Origin of the sequence: Catellatospora sichuanensis (assembly GCF_007483665.1) — a bacterium.
GTDB classification, from domain to species: domain Bacteria; phylum Actinomycetota; class Actinomycetes; order Mycobacteriales; family Micromonosporaceae; genus Catellatospora; species Catellatospora sichuanensis.
Window position 1 is genome coordinate 231,632 of sequence record NZ_ML660183.1, and the last position, 25,267, is coordinate 256,898.

At 71.5% G+C, this 25,267-nt stretch carries 25 protein-coding genes and 1 pseudogene; 13 read left to right on the forward strand and 13 right to left on the reverse strand.

Going from position 1 to position 25,267, the window contains the following annotated elements; genetic code table 11:
* Window positions 1-46 precede the first annotated feature (46 nt).
* Window positions 47-1,015, forward strand: a complete 969-nt coding sequence (locus tag FLL47_RS00990; protein ID WP_144118476.1) for a GNAT family N-acetyltransferase — start codon at window positions 47-49, stop codon at window positions 1,013-1,015.
* Between the two features lie 72 nt (window positions 1,016-1,087).
* Here the strand turns inward: FLL47_RS00990 and FLL47_RS00995 are convergent, their stop codons facing one another.
* Both FLL47_RS00995 and FLL47_RS01000 read right to left on the reverse strand, forming a co-directional pair.
* A complete protein-coding gene (locus FLL47_RS00995; RefSeq protein WP_144118477.1) occupies window positions 1,088-1,483 on the reverse strand; it encodes a hypothetical protein in 396 nt (131 codons plus the stop codon).
* Window positions 1,484-1,677: 194 nt separating this feature from the next.
* Window positions 1,678-2,226, reverse strand: a complete 549-nt coding sequence (locus FLL47_RS01000) for a TetR/AcrR family transcriptional regulator (RefSeq protein ID WP_144118478.1) — start codon at window positions 2,224-2,226, stop codon at window positions 1,678-1,680.
* A gap of 100 nt (window positions 2,227-2,326) precedes the next feature.
* Here FLL47_RS01000 and FLL47_RS01005 point away from each other — a divergent pair, with 100 nt between their 5' ends.
* Window positions 2,327-3,475 carry an FAD-dependent oxidoreductase gene (locus FLL47_RS01005; protein ID WP_144118479.1) on the forward strand — a complete coding sequence of 383 codons (1,149 nt, stop codon included), beginning with the start codon at window positions 2,327-2,329 and terminating at the stop codon, window positions 3,473-3,475.
* Window positions 3,476-3,575: 100 nt separating this feature from the next.
* On the opposite strand, the pseudogene FLL47_RS01010 reads toward FLL47_RS01005, so the two are convergent.
* Together FLL47_RS01010 and FLL47_RS01015 are read right to left on the reverse strand one after the other, a co-directional pair.
* Window positions 3,576-4,186, reverse strand: a pseudogene (locus FLL47_RS01010) (class I SAM-dependent methyltransferase).
* Between the two features lie 40 nt (window positions 4,187-4,226).
* A complete protein-coding gene (locus FLL47_RS01015; protein WP_222105927.1) occupies window positions 4,227-4,928 on the reverse strand; it encodes an MBL fold metallo-hydrolase in 702 nt (233 codons plus the stop codon).
* 134 nt (window positions 4,929-5,062) lie between these two features.
* Here FLL47_RS01015 and FLL47_RS01020 point away from each other — a divergent pair, with 134 nt between their 5' ends.
* Complete coding sequence (locus tag FLL47_RS01020) at window positions 5,063-5,377, forward strand: hypothetical protein (protein WP_144118480.1); 315 nt, start codon at window positions 5,063-5,065, stop codon at window positions 5,375-5,377.
* 9 nt (window positions 5,378-5,386) lie between these two features.
* Here the strand turns inward: FLL47_RS01020 and FLL47_RS01025 are convergent, their stop codons facing one another.
* Entirely contained in the window at window positions 5,387-6,025 is a 639-nt protein-coding gene (locus tag FLL47_RS01025; protein ID WP_222105928.1) for a DUF47 domain-containing protein, read from the reverse strand.
* A gap of 19 nt (window positions 6,026-6,044) precedes the next feature.
* Window positions 6,045-7,013 carry an inorganic phosphate transporter gene (locus FLL47_RS01030; protein WP_222105929.1) on the reverse strand — a complete coding sequence of 323 codons (969 nt, stop codon included), beginning with the start codon at window positions 7,011-7,013 and terminating at the stop codon, window positions 6,045-6,047.
* A 124-nt stretch (window positions 7,014-7,137) separates the two neighbouring features.
* Between FLL47_RS01030 and FLL47_RS01035 the strand changes: the two genes are divergently transcribed.
* Window positions 7,138-7,869 (forward strand): DUF7873 family protein, encoded by a 732-nt coding sequence (locus FLL47_RS01035; protein ID WP_144118481.1) that lies wholly within the window; start codon window positions 7,138-7,140, stop codon window positions 7,867-7,869.
* Between the two features lie 380 nt (window positions 7,870-8,249).
* Here the strand turns inward: FLL47_RS01035 and FLL47_RS01040 are convergent, their stop codons facing one another.
* The 3 genes from FLL47_RS01040 to FLL47_RS01050 are packed head-to-tail and all read right to left on the reverse strand — an operon-like array spanning window position 8,250 to window position 12,714.
* On the reverse strand, window positions 8,250-9,458 hold the full coding sequence (locus FLL47_RS01040; protein ID WP_246157418.1) for a right-handed parallel beta-helix repeat-containing protein: 1,209 nt from the start codon (window positions 9,456-9,458) through the stop codon (window positions 8,250-8,252).
* Window positions 9,455-11,413: a right-handed parallel beta-helix repeat-containing protein gene (locus FLL47_RS01045; protein ID WP_144118672.1), complete on the reverse strand. Its 1,959-nt coding sequence runs from the start codon at window positions 11,411-11,413 to the stop codon at window positions 9,455-9,457. Before FLL47_RS01045 ends, FLL47_RS01040 begins: the two co-directional genes overlap by 4 nt.
* Window positions 11,413-12,714, reverse strand: coding sequence for a glycosyltransferase (locus FLL47_RS01050; RefSeq protein WP_144118482.1), 1,302 nt, complete (start codon window positions 12,712-12,714; stop codon window positions 11,413-11,415). Before FLL47_RS01050 ends, FLL47_RS01045 begins: the two co-directional genes overlap by 1 nt.
* Before the next feature lie 194 nt (window positions 12,715-12,908).
* Here FLL47_RS01050 and FLL47_RS01055 point away from each other — a divergent pair, with 194 nt between their 5' ends.
* Together FLL47_RS01055 and FLL47_RS01060 are read left to right on the forward strand one after the other, a co-directional pair.
* Window positions 12,909-13,640 carry a hypothetical protein gene (locus FLL47_RS01055; RefSeq protein ID WP_144118483.1) on the forward strand — a complete coding sequence of 244 codons (732 nt, stop codon included), beginning with the start codon at window positions 12,909-12,911 and terminating at the stop codon, window positions 13,638-13,640.
* A 32-nt stretch (window positions 13,641-13,672) separates the two neighbouring features.
* Complete coding sequence (locus tag FLL47_RS01060; protein WP_144118484.1) at window positions 13,673-14,083, forward strand: RDD family protein; 411 nt, start codon at window positions 13,673-13,675, stop codon at window positions 14,081-14,083.
* 77 nt (window positions 14,084-14,160) lie between these two features.
* On the opposite strand, the gene FLL47_RS01065 is transcribed toward FLL47_RS01060, so the two are convergent.
* Window positions 14,161-15,213, reverse strand: coding sequence for a hypothetical protein (locus FLL47_RS01065; protein WP_144118485.1), 1,053 nt, complete (start codon window positions 15,211-15,213; stop codon window positions 14,161-14,163).
* A gap of 222 nt (window positions 15,214-15,435) precedes the next feature.
* On the opposite strand from FLL47_RS01065, the gene FLL47_RS01070 reads away from it, so the two are divergent.
* A complete protein-coding gene (locus FLL47_RS01070) occupies window positions 15,436-16,122 on the forward strand; it encodes a M23 family metallopeptidase (RefSeq protein ID WP_144118486.1) in 687 nt (228 codons plus the stop codon).
* 102 nt (window positions 16,123-16,224) lie between these two features.
* On the opposite strand, the gene FLL47_RS01075 is transcribed toward FLL47_RS01070, so the two are convergent.
* Together FLL47_RS01075 and FLL47_RS01080 are read right to left on the reverse strand one after the other, a co-directional pair.
* Entirely contained in the window at window positions 16,225-17,733 is a 1,509-nt protein-coding gene (locus FLL47_RS01075) for an MFS transporter (RefSeq protein ID WP_144118487.1), read from the reverse strand.
* A 26-nt stretch (window positions 17,734-17,759) separates the two neighbouring features.
* Window positions 17,760-18,320, reverse strand: a complete 561-nt coding sequence (locus FLL47_RS01080) for a TetR/AcrR family transcriptional regulator (protein WP_144118488.1) — start codon at window positions 18,318-18,320, stop codon at window positions 17,760-17,762.
* A 281-nt stretch (window positions 18,321-18,601) separates the two neighbouring features.
* On the opposite strand from FLL47_RS01080, the gene sigK reads away from it, so the two are divergent.
* The 6 genes from sigK to FLL47_RS01110 all read left to right on the forward strand — a co-directional run bounded on the left by sigK (window position 18,602) and on the right by FLL47_RS01110 (window position 24,081).
* Window positions 18,602-19,219 (forward strand): ECF RNA polymerase sigma factor SigK, encoded by a 618-nt coding sequence (gene sigK, locus FLL47_RS01085; protein WP_144118489.1) that lies wholly within the window; start codon window positions 18,602-18,604, stop codon window positions 19,217-19,219.
* Window positions 19,220-19,268: 49 nt separating this feature from the next.
* Window positions 19,269-20,006, forward strand: coding sequence for an anti-sigma factor (locus tag FLL47_RS01090; RefSeq protein ID WP_144118490.1), 738 nt, complete (start codon window positions 19,269-19,271; stop codon window positions 20,004-20,006).
* A 99-nt stretch (window positions 20,007-20,105) separates the two neighbouring features.
* Window positions 20,106-20,756, forward strand: a complete 651-nt coding sequence (locus FLL47_RS01095) for a fasciclin domain-containing protein (RefSeq protein ID WP_144118491.1) — start codon at window positions 20,106-20,108, stop codon at window positions 20,754-20,756.
* 105 nt (window positions 20,757-20,861) lie between these two features.
* On the forward strand, window positions 20,862-22,535 hold the full coding sequence (locus FLL47_RS01100) for a molybdopterin-dependent oxidoreductase (protein ID WP_144118492.1): 1,674 nt from the start codon (window positions 20,862-20,864) through the stop codon (window positions 22,533-22,535).
* Between the two features lie 31 nt (window positions 22,536-22,566).
* Window positions 22,567-22,977, forward strand: a complete 411-nt coding sequence (locus tag FLL47_RS01105; RefSeq protein ID WP_144118493.1) for an ACT domain-containing protein — start codon at window positions 22,567-22,569, stop codon at window positions 22,975-22,977.
* Between the two features lie 165 nt (window positions 22,978-23,142).
* Window positions 23,143-24,081 (forward strand): NmrA family NAD(P)-binding protein, encoded by a 939-nt coding sequence (locus FLL47_RS01110; RefSeq protein WP_186315506.1) that lies wholly within the window; start codon window positions 23,143-23,145, stop codon window positions 24,079-24,081.
* A gap of 99 nt (window positions 24,082-24,180) precedes the next feature.
* On the opposite strand, the gene FLL47_RS01115 is transcribed toward FLL47_RS01110, so the two are convergent.
* Window positions 24,181-24,657, reverse strand: a complete 477-nt coding sequence (locus FLL47_RS01115; RefSeq protein ID WP_246157419.1) for a VOC family protein — start codon at window positions 24,655-24,657, stop codon at window positions 24,181-24,183.
* Window positions 24,658-25,267 lie beyond the last annotated feature (610 nt).

Here is a 25,267-nt window from a genome sequence, read left to right on the forward strand (position 1 = left end):
CGTGTAGGGCATTCTCGACCTGAACCGAACCGAGGGGGGCCGTGCCGTGTCGCAGGTGCGCATCGTGCTGGAGGACGCCGACGACCCGGTGTCGCGGGAGCTGATCGCGGAGTTCTTCGCCGACATCGCCGCCCGGTACGCCGGCGCCGCCACCGCCCCTCCCCCGCTGGACCTCGCCGAGCTGCGCGCCCCGGACGGCACCTGGCTGGTGATGTACGACGGCGACGAGCCGGTCGGCTGCGGCGGCATGCGCCGCAGCGACGACCACACCGCCGAGGTGCGCCGCGTCTTCCTGCGCCCGGCCGCACGGGGCCGCAACCTGGCCCGCACCCTGATGGCCGAACTGGAGGACGTCGCCCGCCGCCGCGGCTACCGGCGCATCCGGCTGGACACCGGCGACCGGCAGCCCGAGGCACTGCGGATCTACCAGACCAGCGGCTACCACGAGATCGGCGACTACAACGGCAACCCCAACGCCAGTCACTGGCTGGAAAAGGACCTCACCCCCCGGCCCGGCGACGTTCGCGTGGTGGCCCGCAAGTACGACGGCCGGCTGCACTGGCACGCGACCCTGCCCCGCCTCGGCGAGGACGAGCACGGGGTCTGGCTGGGCGCCACCCGGCACACGCCGTGGCGGCGCGGCGCCGAACCGGCCGTGTTCATCCCGGCCACCCACGTGGTGCTGATCCCGCACGAGGGCGACTGGGTGGCCGCGTTCAACGCCGCCCCGCACCGCACCGAGATCTACATCGACGTCTCCGACCGGCCGGTGTGGCACGGCCCCGACGAGGTCGTCTCGATCGACCTGGACCTCGACGTGGTACGCCGCCGAGAGTCCGGCGACGTGCTGCTGCTCGACGAGGACGAGTTCGACGAGCACCGGGCCGCGTTCGGCTACCCCGACGACGTGGTCGCCGCAGCCCGGCGCACGGCCGAGGACCTGCTCGCCGCGGTACGCGCCCATGCCGAGCCGTTCGGCAAGGCGAGCACGCCGTGGCTGGAGCGGATGGGCTGACCATCGCAACACCCCAGGGAACCTGCACGGCAGCGGCAGATGGGGATATGCGCAGGTAGCCGGACGCGTAGGTCAGGACCGCTTCGGGGCTTGCCAGCACATCCACAGCGAACCGACGCCGATCCCGCCGAGCCCGACCGCCATGATCAGATAGGGGACGATGTTTCCCCAGTTGCCTGGGGTCACGGCCTGGTTCGCGGCCTCGCCGAAGACTTTCGCCGGAAGCTCATCGCCGGGCTGCGGCGTCGCCGCGTCGTCGACGTACAGCGAAACCTCGTCGATCGTGTAGGAACCGTCGGCGGCACGGAACTGGCCGTAGCAGTCCCACTCGTATTTGGTCCGCCCGCAATCGGACACGACGACCACCCCCGCATCGCCGCCGATGAGCGCGCCGAGCTCCTGGAACAGCAGACAGGATCCGCCCAGCCCGACGCAGCAGAGGGCGATTCCGAGCAGCCCGAGAATCACATAGGACAGACTGAACCGGGACAGACCAGGCGGTGCGGCGGGAACGCGGCCCGCAACCGGGACAAGTCCGGCGGTCAGCTTCCGCCGCGGTTTCCGCCAGCCTCGGTGCCGCTTGTTGTCCCTCATCAATGGCCGAGGGTAGCCGTCTCGTCAAGCGCGCCCCGCGGGCTGACGGGAATTGGCGGCCTGCGAGTTCAATCGGCAGTCAGGTAGCGCTGGATCGTCGGGCCGAGCCAGGACACCAGCTCGTCCTCGGACATGCCCACCACCGGCGGGAACTGCAGGATGTATCGCGCCAGGCCGATGCCGAGCATCTGCGCGCTGATCATCGCGGCACGCACCGGTGCACTCGCGGGGTCCCCGGTGAGTGCGGCGATCCTCGGGGCGAGCTGCCCGGCGAAGATCTCGCGCATCCGCTCGGCCGCGCCGTCGTTGGTGATGCCGGTGCGCAGCAGCACCTGCAGCGCCTCGCCGGCCTCCCACTGGCGCAGGAAGTGCCGGACGAACGCCGCTCCCAGCTGCTCGCGCGGGACGTCGGCGAGGGCGTCGAAGCGCAGGTCGAACTCGGCCGCGGCGGCGAACAGCTTCTCCTTGCTGCCGAAGTAGCGCATCACCATGGCCGGGTCGATCTTCGCGTCGGCGGCGATGGAGCGGATGGTGGCCCGTTCGTATCCGTCGGCGGCGAAGCGCTCACGTGCCGCCGAGAGGATGATCGACTTTGTTTCCGCCGAGGTGCGCCGCATGTCAACAACTGTAGGCCAACACGTGTTGACAATCAACTCGGGCCAGGTCTAACGTCGAAGTCAACAGATGTTGGCCAACAATCGTTGACCTGGAGGTACCATGTCCACCCCGACAGTCGACGTGCTCATCGTCGGCGCAGGCCCCGCAGGACTCACCGCGGCGGTCGTGCTGACCCAGCGCGGACACACCGTCACCGTCGTCGACACGCAGGCCGAGGGCGCCAACACGTCCCGCGCCGCCGTCGTCCACGCCCGCACCCTCGAGGTGCTCGAGCCCTACGGCGTCACCGCGACGCTGAACAGCCACGGGATCCCCGCATCGCGATTCACCATCCGCGACCGCGACCGGCTGCTCGTCGCCGTGCCGTTCGGCGGGCTGCCCACGCCCTTCCCGTACACCTTGATGATCTCCCAGGCGGAGACCGAGGCAACCCTGCTGGCCCGGCTCCACGAGCTGGGCGGCACCGTGCTGCGCCCCGCCACGGTCAGCACCGTCGAGCAGGACGGCACCGGGGTCACCGCGACCCTCGACGACGGGCGGCAGATCCGCGCCGCGTACCTCATCGGCGCCGACGGCATGCACAGCACGGTCCGCGAAAGCGCCCGGATCGGCTTCACCGGCAGCACGTACGCCGAGTCGTTCTCGCTGGCCGACGTCCGGCTCGGCGGATCCGCCACGGACGCCGAGGTCGTCCTCTACTTCTCCCCGGCCGGGATGGTCGTCGTCGCCCCGCTGCCCGGCGGGACGCACCGCATCGTCGCCACCGTGGACGCCGCACCCGAACACCCCGACGTCGCGTTCGTACAGCACCTGCTCGACACCCGCGGGCCGCAGTCCGCACCGGTCGTCGTCCACGAGGTGGTGTGGGGCTCGCGATTCCGGGTGCACCACCGCATCGCCGACACCTTCCGCCACGGCCGGGTGCTGCTGGCCGGCGACGCCGCCCACGTCCACTCACCGGCCGGCGGCCAGGGCATGAACCTCGGCATCGACGACGCGGCCGCCCTCGGCGACACGCTCTCCCGCGTCCTCGACGGCGCCTCACCCGACCTGCTCGACGAGTACGCCGCGACGCACCGCGCGCACGCCCGCAAGGTCGTCGCGCTGGCCGACCGGCTCACCGCCCTGGCGACCATGCGCGCCGCCTGGCGACCGGCCCGCAACCTGGCACTCGGGCTGCTCGGCCGCATCCCCGCCTTCCGCCACCGCCTGGCCTGGAACCTGGCCGGCCTGGACCGCCGCCGGTGACCTCCACCGCCGGGACCGGCGACGGCCGGGTCTCCAGACTCGAATGCGTCCCGGGACGGGTTCGTCTCCCGAGACGCATTCGAGTGCGCCCCGAACCGGCTCAGGGTTCGCCCAACACCGCCGCGATCGCGGCCTGCGGCCGCTGGGTGCCGTCACCGGGCCGATGCTGCCGATCGACTTCCGTGAAGCCGGCCCGCGCCAGGCGCGCGGAGAACTCGTCGACCGGCCAGCGATAGGCCGTCACGACCTTGTGGTCGAAGGCGGAGACGTCGTCGCCGTAGACGAAACCGACCACCAGCGTGCCGCCCGGGGCCGTCACCCGCCGGAACTCGGCGAGCACGCCGTCGAGATCCTGGGGCGGCAGGTGGATCAGCGAGTACCAGGCCAGGATGCCGGCGATGGAACCGTCGTCGGCGCTGCGAGGCTGTTCATCGACCCGAGCCGGTACCTACCGTTCGGGTGCGCCGCCTTCGCATGGGCGATGAACTCGGCAACCGGGTCGATCCCCGCAGCGTCGACACCGAGCGACCGGAGGTGGTCGGTGAGATGGCCGGGGCCGCAGCCCAGATCGAGCACCTGGCCGGGCCGGATCGACAGATGCCGCCCGATGAAGGCCAGGTCCTCGGCATCCACCTGCTGGGTCGTGCCGAACATGTCGATGTAAAGGTCTGCGATGGACGCATACGCGTCCCGAACCTGCTCCACGTTCACCACGTGACTATACGAGTCCTCGGAGCCGGCCCACCGAGCGCTAGAGCTGCAGGCGAAGGCCCGGTTGCGCCAGCACCACGGGGCAGCCGGCGTGCCGGGCGGCCTCGTCCAGCAGGCGGCCGTGGTCCAACCAGGAACGCAGGTGCGTCAGCACGAGCAGGCGCGCCCCGGCCCGCGCCGCGAGCCGCCCCGCCTCGCCCGCGGTGAGGTGCCGCGGCACGCCCGTATCGTCGAAGCCCGCACCCTCGGCCAGCAGCACCTCGCAGCCCTGCGCGAGCTTGTCCAGCGCCTCGCAGGGCGCGGTGTCGCCGGTGTAGCACAGCGCGTCACCGACCCGGAAGGCGTACGCCTCCATGCCGTGCTCGACCGGTGCGACGGTGACCTCCAGCGGCCCGGAACGCAGCAGCCCCGACGGCAGATCGTGGAAGCGGAACTGCGGCGCGGGATGCCGCCAGTTCAGCTCGTCACGCAGGTTCGCCGGACCGTGGACGTCCAGCGGCGCCGCCTCGACCCGGTGGCGCAGGTAGGCGATGGCGCTCAGGTCGGAGCAATGGTCCGCGTGCGCATGCGAGATCAGCACCGCATCCAGGCGTGCCGGATCGCAGTGCCGCTGCAACGGCCCCGCCGCGCCCGTGCCCACGTCCAGCAACAGCCGGTGCCCGGCCTGCTCCACCAGGTAGCAGGACCCGGCGCTGTCCGGACCGGGCACCGACCCGGCGCATCCCACGACTGTCAGCAACATCGTTCGGCCTCCCCGTCGATGCCACCATGATGCCGCAGGACGCGCTGTCACGTGACCGTCGTCATCGGGACCACGTGTGGACGATGTCCCACCAACACCGCACAATGGACCACCCAGTGAAAGGACCCTAGATCATGTCCCGGTTCCCTGAGGTCGTCGAACGCATGGCGATCGACCCCGAGTTCGCCGCGCACGCCCGTGCCCACCCAGACGAGGTCAGCGCCGAGTACGGGCTGAGCCCAGAGGAGGCCGCCCAGATGCTGGCGTTGACCGACGCCGGCTCGGGTGGCCCGACCGAACTCGACCAGCGCCTGTCCAAGAGCGGCATCGGCAGCGGCGCACTGGCCGGCCTGCTGGCGGCCGTCGAGCGGCCCAAGAAGGACGACGACGAGAACTCCACCGACCGGCCGCTGGGCCGCTGGGTCGGGCCGGGCTCGAACGACAAGTGACGCCCGCGGTCACAGGCTCCGTTTGAGCATCGCGTCGGCCAGCGCATCGGCGCACTCGGCCAGCCGCAGCCCCACCACGTCGAGGCGGCGCAGCAGCTCGCGTTGCTTGAGCACCCGGCCGGTGACCTCGCCGCTGAGCAGCTCGGCCAGGCCCTGGGCGTAGAGGTGGCGCACCCGGCCGGAGCGCTTGTGCGCGGCCAGCGCCGCCTCCGCGGCCTCGACCGGGCGATCGACCAGGCGATCCAGCGCCCGGCGCAGGTCGCGCAGGCCGACGGCGACCTGTTCCAGCATCGCCACCGCGTTGTGGTCCAGACGCACCCCGTACAGGTCCGTCTCGCGTACGTAGTCGCGCAGGTGGTCGAGCACGTCGTCGACGGAACGGGACAGCCGGAACAGGTCCTCGCGGTCGATCGGCGTGGTCAGCGTCGCGGCCAGCTCGGCGACCAGGCGCCCCCGGTGGGCGTCGCCGTCGTGCTCGATCTCGGCGATGCGCAGCCGGGCCAGCGGCGGCTCAACCTCCCCGATGGTCACCATGACCGCCAGCGCCACCCCTTCGAGGGCGGCGTCGATCTGCGCCAGCACGATCGCCAGCACCCGCTTCGGGGCCCGCCCCGCGAGGTCGTCGAGCACCCGCCGCAGCCTGATCACGGCCGCCTCCCGGCCGGGTTCACAGCGTGCTCCGCAGCGCCAGGCCCGCGGCATACCCCAGGGTGAGGCTGGCGGGCACGGTGACCAGCCAGGCGGTCAGCACCGGGGTGGCGAACTGCCAGCGGATGCGGCGCACGCCGGTGCTGGCTCCGGCGCCGACCAGGCCCGCGGTGGCGGACTGGGTCATGCTGACGGGCACGCCGATGCCCGCGCTGCCGAACACCGCGGTCGCCGAGGCGAGACCGGCCGTGACCAGGGTCCACGGGCGCTGCGGGGTGAGCCCGCCGGTCGCGCCCTGGGCCATGCGCCGCAGGCTCAGCACCGCCCCGGCCGCGAACACCGCCGCCGTCGCGCACAGCAGCAGCAGCGGTGGGGCCTGCATGCCGGGAGCCTGATGGGCGACCCCGAGCGCGACGCCGACCACGGCGAACATCTTCTGCCCGTCGTTGGCGGCATACGCCAGGCTCTGCCCGGCGAACGCGGTGACGTGCGCGTACCGCATCGCGCGGGGCAGCCGGGAGCTGGTCGGCAGGCGGCGGGCGGCCAGGCCGAGCAGGTAGCCGAGGCCGCCGCCGACCAGCGGCGCGAGCGCGGCGACCGCGAGCACGACGGCCAGTGTGGACCAGGCGGGCGGCACGCCCAGCCCGGCGCCGACCCCGGCGAGGCCGCCGAGCACGGCCAGGGTCACGCTGGTCGGCACGCCACGCCAGGCCAGGCCGAGCACCAGGGCGAGCGCGACGCCGACACCGGCGAGCACGACCAGCGGCCCGCGGACGCCGCCCGCGTCGACGAGGCGGTCGGTGAAGGTGTGCGCGACGGCCAGGCCGAACAGCGCGGGACCGGCGATGATCGCGGCCAGCAGCACGGCCAGCACGCCGTAGAGCGGCAGTTCGCGTTGGCGCAGGGCCAGGGCGAGCAGGGCCGCGCCGTCGTTGGCGCCGCAGACGAAGACGAATCCGGTGGCCAGCATCGCAAAGCCGATCACCACGGCCGACCACCCCCGACTCTGCCAGGAGTTCACCGTACTTGATCAACTCAGTCGGGGTGGCGGGAATCCGGATTGCCGCTCGACCGGGTGATCCCTTAGCGTCACTCCCCGGGAGGAACACTTCATGGCGAAGCTGAACCAGATCATCGCGGTCGAGAAGGGCATCAAGAGCCGCTCGTTCCAGGACCTGACCGAGGCCCACCACGCCGTGCAGAAGCCTGCGCTGCTGTCGGGCATCTCGCGCACGTACCAGGCCAAGGACGAGGAGGGCGAGCAGCTGCCGCCGGAGTCCACGAAGGTGCAGACCCGCGCCGAGGACGTGCTGCGCCAGATCGGCACCACCCTGACCCGGCTGTTCGACGTGACCGCGGCCAAGGACGCGACCAACTGCGTGGCCCGCGCCGACGTGGTCGTCGACGACCGGGTGCTGGTGTCCGACGTGCCGGTGACCTACCTGCTGTTCCTCGAGAAGCAGCTCACCGACCTGCACACGTTCGTCAAGAAGCTGCCGGTGCTCGATGCCGCCGAGTCGTGGGTGTTCAGCGACTCCGCGGACTGCTGGTCGACGGAGCCGGTGCGCACCATCCGCACCAAGAAGGTGCCCCGCAACCACGTCAAGGCCGAGGCGACCGAGAAGCACCCGGCGCAGGTCGAGGTGTACTACGAGGACATCGCGGTGGGTTACTGGACCACGGTGAAGTTCTCCGGCGCGCTGCCGGCCAAGCGGGTGTCGACGCTGCTGGAGCGGGTGGAGAAGCTGCAGCAGGCGGTCAAGTTCGCCCGCGAGGAGGCCAACAACGCGGAGGCGGTGGACAAGCACGTCGGCGACCGGGTCTTCGGTTACCTGTTCGCCTGACCCATGAACTCCCCGCCGGAGGGCGGGGGGCGCGGAAGCGCAAGCTGAAGTTGAAGCCGAAACTGAACAACGCGGTCACAGTGTGGGTTCGAGTCCCACCCCCTGCACCACCTGCGGGGGTAGCCCAACTGGCAGAGGCAGCCGCGATCAGACTCAGATTCTCGCTCCAGACTCAGCATTCGCCGCCGAACACCAGATCGACCGCGTACGGGCGAAATCCCCGAGGTGCCGGTTCGAGCCCGGCCCGCACCTCTTTCCTGGTGCGGTAGTCCAAACGGTAGAGACACGGGGTCTTCACGGCTGACCCGTTCGCTTAAACGTGCTGGTGTGTGCAATTCGGCGGCACTCCGAGGCCCGGGAGAGGGACAATCTCCCGGGCTTCACCATTTCTTTCGGCAGGTCGTATTGGCCAGGCCTTTCGTGGCGCCGGTGACGGTGTTGTCGCAGCCGACGATGTTCGCGGCGACGGGTGCGAGGTGGAAGCCCCAGCCCGGCCCGGCTACGTCGGCGGTGTTGCGGGTGAACACGTTGCGGTCGCCCCAGCCGTCGGCGACGCGGTGGGTCTGGAAGCCGTCGCCGCGCGAGTGGCGGCCGGTGTTGCCGCGGATCAGCCAGCCGTTGCCTTTGACGTCCACCCACGAGTCGGCGAACGAGCCGGTCATGGCCGCGCCGTCGAACGTGTTGTCCTCGACGGTCCCGCCGGTGGTGCCCTCCTTGACGTCGACGGGTTCGGCGGTCACGGCGCTGATCCGGTTGCCGCGGATGATGTTGCGGTCGCTGCGGTCGGGCTCGCAGCCGGTGACGTCGCACCAGTTGCCCGCCGCGGTGCCGACGTAGACGCCCTCGCCGAACTGCGCCTTCCGCAGGCCGGTGGCGCGGACGGTGCTGTGCTGCACCACGTTGTCGGAACTGAAGGCGCGCAGGTGGATCGCCTCGTCGCCGACGTGTTCCACGGTCAGGCCGGTGAGCACCGCGTGGCTCGTGCCGTCGAACATGACGCCCTTCTGCGCGTTGCGGACCGTGAACCCGGTCAGCCGCCAGTGGTCCGCGCCGTGCAGGTGCAGGGCGTACCCGTGGCCGGTGCCGCCGCCGTCGAGCACCGCACCGGCACCGCCGCACAGGTGCACGGGTTTCGCGGCGGTGCCGGGGGTGGTGACGGCGAAGCGGCCCTCGTACACCCCGTCGTTGAGCCTGATGCTGTCGCCGGGCCGGGCCCGCGCCAGCGCCGCGGCCAGCGCGGATGCGTCGCCCACGGTCACCGTGGCGAGCGGGCAGGCCTCAGCGGGCCGGATAGGAGACCGGCCCGGAGCAGGCGCGGCCGTGGTGCCCGCCGGCGTGCCTGCCGTCGAGGTCGTGGTGCCGGGCGTGGACCCGCCGCCCCTGGACGGCGGGGTGGCACCGGGTCCGGTGGACGCTCCCGGCTGTGGCCGCCCGCACGCGGCCAGCGCCATGAGCAGCAGGACGAGCATCCCTGCCAGCAGCGACGTCGCGGCGAACGGCAGCACCCACGCAAGCCCGCGCGGGCGCTGCCCCGGCCGACGGGCCTCCGGCTCGCTGGTGTCCGGCACGTCGGTGGTCGGGTTGCTCACTCGGCCATCACCGGCACCCGGGCCCGGCCGCGGGCCACCTCGCGCGGGCTGTGCCGGCCGGGTTCGGGCCGTGTGCCGGGCGGTGCGCCGCCGTCGCGGGGGAACAGCGGTTTCGTCGCCGCGTACGGGTGGCCGTGGTCGTCGCGGCGGCGCCGGAACGCCAGCACCACGATCAGCAGCAGGATCGCGGTCCACAGCAGCGTCATCGGGCTGGCGTAGTGGCGCACCCGCGCCCAGAGCGTGCTGGTGTCCAGCCAGGCGTCGGTCTGGTTGTCGCGCAACGTGACCTTGCCTGCGGCCCGGCCGGTGTCCAGTGCGCTGGGGCCGACGCCGGTGATCGCGTTGCCCGCGACGACCGAGCCGCCGACCGCGCCGACGAAGGTGACGCCGTGGCTGTTCGCGTCGTGGATGGTGTTGCCGCGGACCTCGGCGACGGAGTCGCGCACGTACACCCCGGTCCGGGTGTTCTCGATGAGGTTGCCGGTGATGCGGGCCTTGGCGACGCCGTCGCGGATCGCGATCGCCTGGCGGCGCTGGTCTTTGAGCCGGTTGGCGGTGACGGTCAGGTCGCGGGCCCCGAGCCGCGCCACGATGCCCATGTCGCCGCCCTCGACCTGGTTCTCCTGGATGCTGACGGCGATGCCGCCGAGGATCTCGAAGCCGTAGTGGCCGTTGCCGCGGGCGGTGCTGTGCGAGACGGTGTTGGCGCCGTACCCGGCGGTGGACTGCCCGGACGCCGAGGGGCCGTCGGCGAGCGGCCGGCCGCTGAGGGTGAACCCGTTGCCGCCATTGCGTTCGGCGGTGGTGTTGGTGATGCGCACCTGCTGGGTGGCGCGGGAGAGCAGGAAGCCGTCGCCGCCGTTGTTCTTCGACACGGTCCGTTCGATGACGGCGTTGGTGGCGAAGCGGTGCAGCATCACGCCGTGCTGCAGGCTGTCGCGCACCGTCGTGTCGGTGATCTTGATGCCGTCGGCGCTGGACACGAACAGCCCGTAGGCGTTGCCGATGAGCTCGCTGTCGCTGATGGCGCCGGAAACGTAGGACAGGCTGGGTACGGTGAAACGGCTGTCCGGGGTGGCGACGCGGCCCCCGGACAGGACGCGCACCTCGCCCGGCAGGAGCCGTCCGGGGGTCGCGGCGTCGGGGCCCTCGACCGCGCCGGTGTCGGGCCGGTCCGTGCCGGTCAGGCTCACCCCGCCCGTGCGGCCGCTCCAGAATCCCAGGTGGGACACCCGGGTATGGCTCATCGCGAAGTGACCGCCGATGGCCCGCAGGTAGGCCCGGCCGTCGCCGACCTCGGTGTCGGGTTTGCCGGTGCGCGGATCCCAGCTGGTCACCCGCACCGGGGCCTGCTTGGTGCCCGCCAGGGTCAGGCCGCCGCCGAACGACACGATGGCCACGAAGCCGCTGCTGCGGCTGGCCAGGCGCAGTTCCAGGCCGCCGGGGTGGGCCAGTTTCAGCCGGGCCCCGGAGTTGACGTAGATGTTCTCGGTGAGCAGGTACGCGCCCTGCGGCTGGCGGACGAACGTCTGCGGTGCCAGGCGCAGCAGGTCGTCGACCGTGTACGCGGCCGTGCGCGCGGTCAGCACCAGCGTGTAGCCGCCTGCGGTGTCCAGCCGGTAGGGCCGGTCCCACTTCTGCGTGGTGCTGCCCGGGGCGCGACTGAGCAGGTCGCGCAGCGGCGCGACGGCGCTGACCGCACGCACCTGGTTCAGCCACCGGTCCTCGGCGGCCACCAGCGCGGCCTGGCGCTCGGAGTCGGCCGCCGCGGTGTCGGCGGCGGCGGCGCGACGAGCCGCGGTCGGGGCCGCGGACGCGGGCGCGGCGGCTGCGGCGCCACCTGCGGTGAGCAGCAGGGCGAGCACGGCCGCGGCCCTGGCCGAGGAGCCGCGGAGCGCGGCAACGGCCTTGGTGCAGCGGGCGGGCGCGGTCGCCGCGGGGCGGGCCGGGCGCATCACGCCGCCTCCGACGGCACGGCCACGGCCCGCCGCCCGGCGGGAGTGGGCGGGGACGCCGACAGCGTGCTCGCGGCCTGGCCGTCGCCGCCGATGCGGTCGGCGCCGCGGGTGAGCCAGCCCTGCCGGTTCATGGTCGCGAAGGCGTACAGCTTGATCGGCAGGGAGATCGCGATGACGACGGCCGCGACCAGCGGCAGCATGAGCAGTTCCCGCGGATGCCGGCGCAGGTGCGACCAGCCGCGGATGCCGCGGCCGGCCAGCAGCCAGAACAGCACCACCACCGCGCCGCGCGGGCTCAGCTCCAGGCGCGACAGCAGCAGGTAGCCCAGGGCCATGCCCATGGTCACCGGGGTCAGCAGGATCTGCAGCACGGTGATCTTCGTGACCAGCGGGGTACGCCACAGCCAGCCCTTCCACAACGCGGTCAGATAGCAGCGGTACGAGTTGCGGCTCCAGCGCACCCGCTGCTTGACGAAGGCCGAGAACGTCGCGGGGAACATCGACATCGCCCGGGCCGACGACTGGTGCACGGTGCGATAGCCCGAGGCCAGCACCAGCCAGGTCAGCCTGCCGTCGTCGCCGGCCACGCAGCGCCGGCCGAGGAAGAACTCGTTCTCCAGGTGGTCCAGCACGGGCATCACCACCGAGCGCCGGTACGCGGCGGTGCGCCCGGACAGGCAGGCGACCGCCCCGGCCCGGCCCATCGCCGGGACGTAGTCGTAGTAGCGCAGGTTGACCAGCCAGTCCGCGACGCGCCGCCAGATGCTCGTGCCGCGCTGGTGCACGTTCTGCTGGGTGCCGACGCCGCCGACGGTCGGGTCGGCGAACGGCATCTGCACGGCCGCCAGCAGCCCGCGCTGCCAGCGCGTGTCGGAGTCGACCAGCACGACGAGCTCGCCGCGGGCGGCGCGGATGCCGACGCCGAGTGCCGAGCGCTTGCCGCGGTGGGTGAACGGCAGCACGCACAGCCGCGGGTCGTCGACGGCGGCCAGCCGCCGCAGCACCTCGGTGTCGCCGACGTCGGGCACGATGACGACCTCGTCGGGGTTCTGGGCGAGCCAGCTGCGCAGGCATTCGAGCAGGATGTCGGGATCCTCGCGATAGGAGGGCACCACGACCGACACCGTGGTGCGGAAGTCGTTGAGGATCGGCCGGTCCAGGCGCGACAGCAGCACCCGGTAGAGCCACAGCCCCCATACGAACGCGCCGGCCAGGCCCAGCGGCATCAGCTCGCGCCAGGAGGTCTCGGCCGCCGCGGCGACCAGCCACGACCAGACGCCGTCGAAGAACCGGGACAAGTGCCGCCTCCAGCGTTGCGGCGGGCCGCCGTGGCCCGCTCCACCGCTGTAAACCTGTGTGCGCCCGGAAACGGGCCGCCCCGTCCGGGCGTTTCTGCCCGCGCCGCGCGAACGCCGGCCGCGAACACCGATTACCGACGGGTAATACTTGGGCATTCACACCGCTATGTGACGGTCTGGAGTAAATTCATGTTATGACCGATCCCGCGAGGGCGCGGCATGGCGTGCCGGGCCTCGCCCTCGGCGCCGCGATGCTCGTCGCCGAACGACTCCGCCGACTCACCGGCCCGGTCGACCCTGCCGAGCAGGCCCGCATCGAGGACCTGCTCACCAGTGGCGTCGAGCCCTCCCCCACCAGCGCACGCTCACCGGTCGCCATCGCCGTCGGCCTCACCCAGCAGAGCTTCGACCTCGCCGTACGCACCGGGACCCGGGTCGGCGAGGCCACCCGCGACCAGGCCCGGCGGCTGGCCGGGGCGACCCGCGCCGCCCTGCCCTCGGCCTCCCCGATCGACACCGCCCGCGACGTCGTCACCGCCGCCGGGCTGCGCGGGCGCGACACGCTCGTCTCCAGCCGCGCCGCCGCGGCCGTCGCGCTGCGCGACACCGTCGACGAGAGCCTGACCTGGGTCGAGAAGTCGATCGTGCCGCGCATGGTGGACAACCTGATGCCATACCTGATCAACAGCGTGGTGCCGCGGCTCGTCGAGGGCGCCATCCCCGAGATCAGACGCAAGGTCATCCCCGTCGTCATCGACGACATGACCCGCGACCCCCGGCTCCAGGAACTGATCACCGAGCAGAGCCGCGGCGTGCTCGCCAACGCCACCGACGAACTGCGCGAGACCTCCGCGACCGCCGACGACCGGATCGAGTCCTCGTTCCGGCGCGTCTTCCACCGCCACAGCACGAACGGTGATCGGTGACCGCGGCTGGCCAACATCCACCCTACGCAGGCATGGTTTCCCGGATCTCAGGGCTGGCCATCGACGCCGGCCTGCTCGCGGTCGCCTCGTCCTTCGCCGTGTCCGGCGTACCGGCGGTGTGGTCCGCGCTGGCCGGCGAGCCCCCCGGCTGGCTCAAGGCCGCGTCGGCGGTGGTCGCCGCGGTGCTACCGGTCGTCTACTTCACGGCCTGCTGGTGGATGACCGGCCAGACCCTGGGCGCGCTGCTGTTCGGCACCGTCGTACGCCGCACCGACGGCCGCCACGTCGGGTTCTGCCGCGCCCTGCTGCGCGCGCTCGTCGGCCTGGCCATCCCCGTGCTGTGGCTGATCGGCATGATCGGCGTGCTCACCGACGACAAACGCCGCGCCTGGCACGACCGCCTGTTCGGCACCGTCGTCCGCTACATCGACCGCGGCCCCTGACGAAGGAAGGGCACCTTCTTATCGCCATACGTAATGGAAGGGCACCTTCTTAACCTCACCTGCCGAGTGACCTGCGGTCAGCCGGCCGATTGCGCGGCGTGGCCGTCGGCCCAGGCGGACCAGGCTTCGAACCAGTCCTCGTCCACGGCCGCACGGACCTGGATCGGCACATCCCGGCGGCGGACGGTCTCCTCACGGTGCAGCCAGGCACGCTGCGCGGCGACGCTGGACACGGCCTCACTGATGCCGGTGCCGAACAGCAGCGTCTCGGCGACCGCCCGTTCCCGCAGGCGGGCGTCGTCACGGAACCACTCGGCCTTGTCCTGCAGCGTCGACAGCTGCGCCAGGGTGCTGCTGACCGCCTGGTCGGCCACCGGCTCAGACTGGTCGGCCAGGTCCATCTGCCGCCGCACGGCCGCCCGCCACAGTGTGCGCCAGTAGCCCGGCAGCTGCGGCCCGGGGCCGCCGTCGGCCAGCCACGCCGCACGCTCACGGCCCAGCCGCAGGGAGAGGTCCACCAGGGCACGATGCGGCTCGCCCGCGAGGTCTTCGGGGATCTCCCGCTCGTGGTGCCCCGTACCGGGATCCGGCGGCGCCGTCGGCGGTCCAACGTGCACCCGTGAAAGCATCGCCGTCAGGTCGATGACGGTGTGCGCGCTGAGCACCTCGGGGTGCCAGTCACGCGCGACCACGGTGATCTCGACGTCCTCGAGGCTGCAGCGAGCCGCCCACCAGCGGCTTCCGGCCCGTACGACCCGCCCGGCCACGGGCACGCCGTCGACGACCACCGTGGTGTCCCCCTCGGTCCACTCGACGTCGGAGATCCGGTGACCGTGCCCGCGCATGCAGTGCTCGACCTCCCCGCGCAGCGGGGCAAAGCCGATCGGCGTGCCGGCCCGGCGGGCGGTCTCCACGGCGGCCCAGGGCAGCGTCAGGCCTTCCCCGTACACGACCCGCACGGTGGTGATCCGGTCGTCGGACAGTCCCAAGCCGCCGAACCGTTCCACACCGGGCAGCGCCGGGCCCGTCAGTGCGAACACCGGCAGGCCGCTGTCGAGCAGTTCCCGGTGCAGCCGCTTCTGCTGGCGGACGAAGCGTTCCCGTGCGGCTTCGGACCGCTCGAACCTCATCCGGCCTCCTCAAGCCCATGCGCCGACCCGCATCTGCGGCGTGACGCCCGACGGACACGTGACGGGCCTGCGGGCGTCACCCGCATCGACGGCCGTCCCCGAAGGACGTGGACATCCTGTGTACACGAAGCCGCGCCGCCGACGTCGCGATGGCCACTGTCGCATTCCTGCACGCCCAGCGCACACGACGCCCGACCCGACCCGCGGGAGTAGGGTCGCCGGGTGCGTTCCCACCTTGTACCGCTGGGCCTCGTGACCGTCCTGGCGCTCGCCGCGTGCGGCGGGCCGGCGCAAAGGCCTGTGTTCACGCCCGCCGCGGCGGCCACGCCCGCTCCGACCGCGACACCGGACGCCACACCCTCGCCCTCCCCCGCCTCGTCGCCGTCCGCGGTCCACCACGTCTTCCCTGTGCTGGGCAAGACCTCTTACGGGCGCAGCCACCATGACTACCAGGCGACGGACATCATGGCGCCGTGCGGCGCGAGCGTCGTCGCGGTCATCGACGGCGTGGTGCTGGAGATTTCGCCGGTGGACCTCTACGACCCGAAGACCGACGACGGCGCGACCCGCGGCGGCAAGTCCGTGTCCCTGCTCGGCGACGACGGCGTGCGCTACTACGGCTCGCACTTCTCCGCGATCGACTCGAAGATCCACGCCGGGGCCCGTGTCAAGGCGGGACAGCCCTTGGGCAAGGTCGGCCGTACCGGCCTGGCGAGCGCCTGCCACCTGCACTTCGGCATGTCCCCGGTGTGCGCGCGCACCGGCGACTGGTGGATCCGCCGCGGCGTGATCTGGCCCTGGCGCTACCTCGACGCGTGGCGCAAGGGCGCTGCGAAGTCCCCCGTCACCGAGCTCCAGACCTGGGAACGCAAGAACGGCTGCTCCACCAAGCCGCCCAAGGGCGCCTGACCGCGCCGCGCGATTTACATAAACGCTGGCCTATCTCATCGAAAATTCGTCGGTCGAATTCGATGAGATAGGCCAGCGTCTACAGCAAGCGGGACGGTGGCGTCAGCCGACGTGGACCGCGCCCTCCACGGGCAGGTCCGACTTGCGGACCTTGATCAGCACGGTGATCACGATCGCGGACACGACCAGCAGGCCGCCGCCCCACGCGAACGCCGTCGCGAACCCGTGCACCGCTGCCTCGGCCTGGACGAAGCCCGCCATCTGCGGGTCCATCCCGGGCTTGAGGTTCTCGGCCGCGTAGTCCGAGGTCGCGTTGAGCGCGAACGTGCTCAGCAGCGCCGCGCCCAGCGAGCCGCCCACCTGCTGGGTGGCGTTCAGGGTGGCGCTGGCCGCACCGGCGTCGTGCTGCGGCACGCCGACCAGCGCGAGGCTGGACAGCGGCACGAACGTGAAGCCGAGGCCCAGACCCAGCACGATCGCGCCGGGCAGCACGTGGGTGGCGTACGAGGTGGTCACGCCGATCTGGGTGAGGAACAGCATGGAGCCCGCGGCCAGCACCGCACCGGCGATCATCAGCGGCTTCGCGCCCAGCTTGGGCAGCAGCTGGCTGGCGATGCCGGCGGAGATGAACACGCCCGCCGAGATCGGCAGCGAGGCCAGACCGGCCTCGATCGGGGTGTAGCCGAGCACGCCCTGGAAGTAGAACGTCAGGAAGAAGAACGCGCCCATCAGCCCGGCACCGGTCAGGGTGCTGGACAGGTACGCGCCGCCGCGGTTGCGGTCGAGCAGGATGCGCAGCGGCAGCAGCGGGTTCTTCGAGAACTTCTGGATGATCACGAACACGATCAGGAGCAGCAGGCCGCCGCCCATGTAGGCCAGCGCCTCCGGGGAGTCCCAGCCGTGCTCCGGCTCGGCGGCCTTGGTCAGGCCGTACACCAGGGCGACCAGGCCCAGGGTGACCGCGATCGCGCCGGGGATGTCGTAGCGGGTGTTGCCTTCGGCCTTGCTCTCCGGCACGAACGGGATCGCCGCCGCGATCGCGAGGACCGCGATCGGGATGTTGACCAGCAGGCACCAGCGCCAGTCGGCGTACTCGGTGAGCACCCCGCCCAGCAGCAGGCCGACCGCCGCGCCGCCGCCCGCGATGGCGCCGTACACGGCGAACGCCTTGGCGCGCTCCTTGGCGTCGGTGAACAGCACCGTCAGCAGCGCCAGACCGGCCGGGGCGAGCAGCGCACCGAACGCGCCCTGCAGGCCGCGCGCGGCGAACAGGCTCAGGCCGTCCCAGGCCAGGCCGCCCAGCGCGGACGCGGCCGCGAAGCCGATCGCACCGGCGATGAAGGTGCGCTTACGGCCCCAGTAGTCGGCGATGCGGCCGCCGAGCAGCAGTAGGCCGCCGAAGGTCAGCGTGTACGCGGTGAGCACCCACTGGCGCTCGGCGTCGGTGATGCCGAGGTCCACCTGCATGGCGGGCAGGGCGATGTTCACGATGGTCGCGTCGAGCACCACCATCAGCTGCGCGATGGCGATGATCGTCAGGGCGAGCCAGCGCCGCGGATTCGGGGCGGCGGAGGGCTCCGCTGCCTGGGGTCGGGAGACCGTGGTGGTCATCGTCGTGCCTTTCGGTGGAGGGTGTTTCAGCGAGCCAGGACGGGGAGCAGGACCTCGTCGCAGACCCGGGCCAGGTACTCGTCGTCGAGCGGCCGGCCGTGTCCGAGGTGCCTCGCCATCAGCTGCGCCGTGACGAGGTCGGGAAAGAGGCTGTCGAACGGCTGCGGCTTGATCTCGCCGCGCTGCACCGCGCGCTCCAGCAGTGCTTCGGTGTGCCGGTGGATCTCGGGGTACACCTGGCCCCGCACGATTCCGGCGAGTTCGGGGTCGGTCTGCATCGCGAACGAGAGTGCGTGGATCAGCGGGCCCTCGTCGACGACGCAGCGCGCCGCGGCGTACAGCAGCTCGATCAGGTCGCCGCGCAGGCTGCCGGTGTCGGCGGGGACGACGTCCTCGGCCTGCTGCTGGCGCAGCACCTGGGCGACGAGCTCGGGCTTGCCCGGCCAGTGCCGGTACAGCGTCGCCTTGCTCATGTGGGCGCGCGACGCGATCGCGTCCATGGTCATCTTGTCGTAGCCGACCTCGCACAGCAGCTCGCGCACGGCGGCGCACAGGGGCGCTCCGGCGGGCACGCGGGCACGGCTCATGACAGGCTCCGGGGGAAGGGAGATGCGGAACGGTACGGTTCCGTTTCCTGACGATACGCAGATGACCTGGTCAGGCGCGTTCCCCTGAGAGGTGGATCACCTGATCGATGTCGGCCTTCACGTGACCGTCGTTCTCCTTCCTGTCGCGGTGGCGACACGAAGCGGGCGATGATCGCAGTGGGTGGTAGACGAGATCGGACCCATCCGCGGCGGGTCCGGCGCCGAATCATCGGTGATACGCAAGTGACGGGTGAACAGATCCATGCCGGAAGGGCGGAACCGTGAACGGTGACGAACAGCCGTACCAACGGCCCGATCGGCTGTCGAGCGTGCCCGACGTGGCTGCGCCCACCGACGCCGAGACGCTGCTGCGGGCCGTGGCCCGCGGCGACGAGGCCGCCTTCACCAGGCTCTACGAGCTGGTCGCGCCGCGGGTCTACGGCCTGGCCCGGCGCGTGGTGCGCGACCCGGCGCAGGCCGAGGAGGTCGCGCAGGAGGCGCTGGTCGAGGTGTGGCGCACGGCCAGCCGGTTCGACCCGGCCCGCGGCTCGGCCACCGGCTGGGTCTTCACCATCACCCACCGCCGCGCGGTGGACCGGGTGCGCTCCGAGCAGGCGGCGCTGGACCGGGTGCAGCGGATGGCGCCGGAGGCGACGCAGACGCCCGCCGACGAGGTGGTCGAGCAGGCCACCGCGCGGTTGCAGCGCCAGCAGGTACGCCGGTGCATCAAGACCCTGACCGACCTGCAGCGCGAGGCGATCACCCTGGCCTACTACGGCGGTTACACCTATCAGCAGGTCGCCCAGTTGCTGGGCGCCGGGCTGCCCACCGTGAAGACCCGCATGCGCGACGGCCTGATCCGGCTGCGCGACTGCCTCGGCGTGGAGGTGTCGGCATGAGCGAGCCCATCATGAGGTATGCCGGCAGCGAGGGTAGCGAGGTGTCGGCATGAGTGAGATCCACTCCCTGGCCGGTCCGTATGTGCTGCACGCGTTGGACGAGGCCGAGCGCGAGACCTTCATCCAGCATCTGCGCGGGTGCGAGACGTGCGCGGCCGAGGTGGCCGAGCTGAACGAGACCGTGGCGCGGCTGGCCGACGACGCCTGGTCGGTGCCGCCGCCCGCGATGCGGGACAACGTGCTGGCCGCGGTGCGGCGCACCCGCCAGATCCCGCCCGCCCGGCCGGTGCGCGGGCGGCGCGAGCCCGCCCGCTGGTGGCGGCATCCGGCGGCGCTGACCGCTGCCGCGTGCCTGCTGGTCGCGGCGCTGGTCGGCGGGTCGACGTGGGCGGTACAGGAGCAGCGGGTGCGTGACGAGCGGGCCGCGGCGCAGGCGGCGCAGCAGCAACTGGCGCGCACGCAGGCGGTGCTGACCGCGCAGGATGCGACGGTGCGCACCTCCGACGTGGCCGGTGGCGGCAAGGTCACCGTGGTGGCCTCGCCGAGTCAGGACGCCGCGGTGATCCTGCTGGCCACGCACTCGCCGGGTGAGCAGAAGGCGTACCAGTTCTGGCTGATGGAGGGCACGACTCCGCACTCGGCCGGAGTGCTCGCCGCCGGGCAGGGCACCGCCACGCACCTGGTCAGCGGGGTGAACGCCGCCGACGCGATGGGCGTGACCGTGGAGCCGGCGGGCGGTTCGGCCAGTCCGACACTGCCCATCATCGCTGAGATCCCCATGAAATAGAAAAAAACAGACAAAAATCGCGCTAATCGCTCCAAACCATGACGGGTTCAGTGTCGAATCACCGGTGGAGGTTTTAACCGGAGGAAAGGAACCACCGTCATGCACCGGAAGAGGAAACTCACCGCGCTCGCGGCCGTCGCCGCGTTCTCGTTCTCGCTGGCGCTCAGCGCCTGCGGGGGCGGGACCACGGCGGCGACCACGCAGCCGACCGCACTGCCGAGCGGCGTACCGACCAGCGTGCCCACGGCCCTGCCGTCCCTGCCTGCCACCGGCGGCGAGTTCGGCCCGGCCTGCGCCGGCATCCCCAGCGACCCGGCCAACCCGGGCAGCCTGGAGATGATGGCCCAGCAGCCCGTGGCCACCGCGGCGGCGGCCAACCCGCAGCTGTCCACCCTGGTCGCCGCGATCCAGGCCGGCGAACTGGCCGACACGCTCAACAGCGCCGAGGCCGTCACCGTCTTCGCGCCGACCAACGACGCCTTCGCCAAGATCCCGAAGGCCGACCTGGACAAGGTGCTGGCCGACAAGGAACTGCTCAAGAAGGTCCTGACCTACCACGTGGTAGCCGGGAAGACCGCGCCCGACGCGCTCGCCGGCACCCACAAGACGCTCGAAGGCCAGGACATCACGGTCACCGGCAGCGGCACCGAATTCAAGGTCAACGACACCGCGATGATCGTCTGCGGCAACATCCAGACCCGCAACGGCGTGGTCTACCTCGTCGACGGCGTGCTCATGCCTCCGTCCTGACCGACGGCGGGAAGGGCGCCTGCGCCGCAGCCGCGGCACGAGCACCGGCTCCGCCCGCCTTCCGCGCGGAAGGCGCCCTTCCCGATTCCTCCAAGGAGGACTCCCATGCGACGTTTGATCCTTCCCGCGCTCAGCGGACTGCTGGCCGCAGCCGGCGGCATCGCCGCCGCCGAACTCGTCGCCTCGCTCCTGCGGCCCGAGTCCTCGCCGCTGGTCGCCATCGGCGGCACCGTCATCGACGCCACCCCGACGCCGGTGAAGGAATACGCGGTCGCGACCTTCGGCACCTACGACAAGCCCCTGCTCATCGGCACCATCCTGGTCGTACTCGCGGCCCTGGCCGCCGCGGTCGGCGTGCTCGCGGTGCGCCACCGGACCGCCGCGCTGCTCGCGATCGGCGCACTCGGCCTCGTCGGCGCGGCCGCCGCACTGGCCCGCCCCGGTGCCCGCCCGCTCGACGCCCTGCCCGCCCTGCTCGCCGGAGCCGTCTCCGCCGGGCTGCTGGCCTGGCTGGCCCCGAAAGCCGTCACCGCACCCCCGCCCCCATCCCCGGTACCCGATCCGGATGCCGCCGCAGGCACGACCGAGGCGGCTTCCATCGCCGCGGCCGCGACGGAGTCGGGAACTCCACCGGAGCCGGACACTTGTGCGGGCACAGGAACGCCGAAGGACCCGGCGGCTGCGACCGCTCCCCCGGCGGACCACGAGACAGCGACCGCAGCAGGCCGCACCGGACGGCGCTCGTTCCTCATCGCGGCCGGGCTGGTGGCACTGGGCACCGCTCTGGCGGGCGGGCTCGCGTCGATCATCCGGCGCAGCGGCACCCAGGCCGCAGACGAGGCCCGCGACGCGATCACCCTGCCCGCTCCCGCCGACCCGGGACCACCACCGGAGCAGACACCCGGCTTCTACACGCCCAACCAGGACTTCTACCGCGTCGACATCGCGCTCACCGTGCCGCGCGTCGACCCGCGCCAGTGGAGCCTGCAGATCACCGGCATGGTCGACCGGCCCGCCGAACTCAGCTTCGACGACCTGCTCAAGCAGCCGCTGATCGAACGCGACATCACGCTCAACTGCGTGTCCAACGAGGTCGGCGGCCCGTACGTCGGCAACGCGCGCTGGCTCGGGGTGCCGCTCGCACCGCTGCTGCGCGCCGCGGGCGTGCAGGCCGGCGCCGACCAGATCGTCGCCCGGGCCGCGGACGGCATCACCATCGGCACCCCGGTCGCCACCGTGCTCGACGGCCGCGACGCGATGCTCGCGCTGGCCATGAACGGCGAGCCATTGCCGCTGGACCACGGCTTCCCGGTACGCATGCTCACCCCCGGCCTGTACGGCTACGTCGGCGCCGCCAAATGGATCACCTCACTGGAGCTGGCGACCTTCGGCAGCTTCGACGCGTACTGGGTGCAGCGCGGCTGGGCCGCGATGGGCCCGGTCAAGACCGCCTCCCGCATCGACCGGCCGAAGGCGTTCGCGCAGCTCCCGGCAGGCACGGTGACCGTCGCCGGGGTCGCCTGGGCGCAGCACCGCGGCATCAGCGCGGTCGAGGTCCAGGTCGACGACACGCCGTGGCAGCAGGCCCGGCTGCTGCCTGTCCCGTCCACCGACACCTGGGTGCAGTGGGTCTGGGACTGGCCGGCCACCACCGCGGGCAGCCACACGCTGCGAGTACGTGCCGTCGACGGCACCGGCGCCGTGCAGACCGAGCAGCGGGCCGACCCGTTCCCCGACGGCGCGACAGGTTGGCAGACGCTCGTGGTCACAGTGACCTGAGATGACCCCTGGAGCTGACAAGATGACAGTCGTGACCGGAGAACGCGACCTGGGCGCGCTGCTGCACGGGCTGCAGCCGCAGCGCCACCCGTACGAATACGTCTTCACCACCGTCACGGGCAACGTCCCGCCGGGGGTGCACCCGGTCGTCATGGTCGCCGAACCGGAGGGCACCACCCTGGTGGTGATGCGCGCGGAGGCCGACGCGGCCGGGCTGCCCTACGACTTCGTCGCATCGTGGATCACCCTGCGGGTGCACTCGGCGCTGGACGCCGTCGGCCTGACCGCGGCCGTCTCCACCGCCCTGGCCGACGTCGGCATCAGCTGCAACGTGGTGGCCGGATACTTCCACGACCACCTGTTCGTCGGCTGCGCCGACGCCGACCAGGCGATGGCCGTACTGGCCGGGCTGTCCACCGCCACCCGCCCCGTCAACGCCTGAGCCGTACCCGCAGGCAGCCGCCGTGCGGCGTCAACCAGGCACTTTCCGGCACGCATAGGGGTTCGCGCCCTGGCACGGCCGCCTGGTCATGACCGGACCGCGGACACCCGTCGTCACGTTCGGTGGCGGCCGGCATTTCCGGCAACGCAGTTTAGGATGTTTTTCATGAATGCCGTGAAACCGCCGATTCTGGTGACCGGAGCCACCGGTCGCCTCGGTGGCACCGGCCGCCACGTCGCCGCCGAACTGCTCAGCCGGGGACTGCCGGTCAGAGCCATGGTTCGCCGGCTCGACGAGCGATCCGAGGAACTGCGCGGCATGGGAATCGAGGTCGTGCTCGCCGACTTCGCCGACTACACCAGCCTCATCGCGGCACTGGAGGGAATCGAGGCCGCGTACTTCTCTTATCCCGTCGGCGCCGGCCTCGCCGAAGCCGCCGGGTTCTTCGCAGCCGCAGGGCGCAAGCAGGGTCTGCAACGCATCGTCGACCTGTCCCTGGACGCCGCCTTCCCCGAAAGTCCCAGTCCACAGGGACGTGCCCAGTGGGTCGCCGAGCAGATCTTCGAGTGGGCCGGATACGGCGGCACCCATCTCCGGGTCGCCGCCTTCTTCATGGAGAACCTGCTCGCCCTGTACGGGCACCAGGTCCGTGAACTCGGCCAGATCCGCAACTCCTTCGGCGATTTCGAACCCTCCTGGATCGCCAGTTCGGACGTCGGCGCGATGGGCGCGGCGCTCCTGGCCGACCCGGGATCGGTCACCGACCGCACCACCATCGTCGGCGGGGCCGAGCGCGCCGGTCACGCCGCCATCGCCGAAACCATCAGCAAGGCCACCGGTCGTCCCGTGCGCTACCAGCCACTTACACCGGAGGAGTGGCGAGACGAGCTGATCGCGAACCTCGCGGCCGCAGGACAGCCCAACCCCACAGCCGCAGGGCACCTGTCCGCGCAGAGTGTGGAGCTGCGCCGTCGCAGCACCCACCTGGTGACGGGCGACATCCAGCGGCTGACAGGACGGCCCCCCGTCACCCTCAAGGACTTTCTGGAACGCAACCGGCAGAGTTTCCTGCCCGACCCGGGACAAAACGCTTCCTCGGCTTGAGGATGATTCGTCGTCCTGTCGGCGATCACTCGCGTGCCTCTTGTGGAGCAGCTCAGGTCGATGCCGAAAACCTCTGGCGCCAGTTGGTCTGGCCGCCGTTCACCACGACCGGCCCGGTGCCCGCGCCTTTACCTCCTGAAGCACCCAGCCGTTGCCGTCGGGGTCTGTGAAGGTGGCGTATGAGCCATAGGCGGCTCGATCCGGGTGCGGCCCTTCCTGCCTGGAGGAATCGCCGGCCGGGTAGGTGAATTCGCCCTGGTCGTCGTGGCCGTGCACGAAGACTCCTGCGGAGTCGTGGAACACGTCGCTGACCTCGATGCCGCGGGCGACGAGGTCGGCGCGCGCCTGTTCGATGTCGGGGACGATGAGGTATATGCCTTGGGTGGATCCCGGTGCGGCGGTGGTGATCCCTTTGCCGAACATGATCGAGCCCTCGGATCCGGGTGGTGTCAGGTGTACCGCCCGCCAGTTCTCACCGACGGCGTTGTCGACGTCCAATCGGAATCCTGCCGCCTGGTAGAAGGCTTTGGCCCGGTCTACGTCGGATACCGGCAGCATGATCAGTTCAAGTTTCATATCCATGGACGTTCCCCTTCTATGGGAATTTCCTCACGTTACGTCCATTTTTCGGCCTTGTCCGCCCGTCCTTGACGCAGTTTGCCCTGGCAGAAGCACTCGGGACAGCTTGGCGCCGGCGCCATGTACGGGCACCTTGCAGCGTCCAGGCATCCAGCCAGTTGTGAGTCATCGCGTGAGCGCGTTCGAACAGGTCGGCGGCAGAAGTCTGTGGATGCCGTTGCTGTGGCACAGGCAGCGCGGACCAGGCGGCCCTTCAGCCGGGCACTGATCCGGCTCAGCTTAAATATTATCCCCAGCCATGCCGGTGCCCAGCTGAAGACCCAGGTCAGAATGGGCGCACGGGACGGGCGTTCGATTCGATCGCGGTCTGTCGCGCTATGCACGGAGATCTTTCGGCACGCGGCCATGGCGGGAGCGGGCTGCGGCCGAGCGGGTCGGGGTATTACGGCAGACCCCCGTGCGCGATGTGAAGGTGCCCTTCCTTCGTACTCCCGGGGGAGTACACGGGGTCACTCCCGCTGTGCGACGACGGGGCACCCCCACCGCGCCTAGCGTGGTGACCATGACCTGGGAACACCCTCAACGGCTCCGGGGACGCAGATTCTTC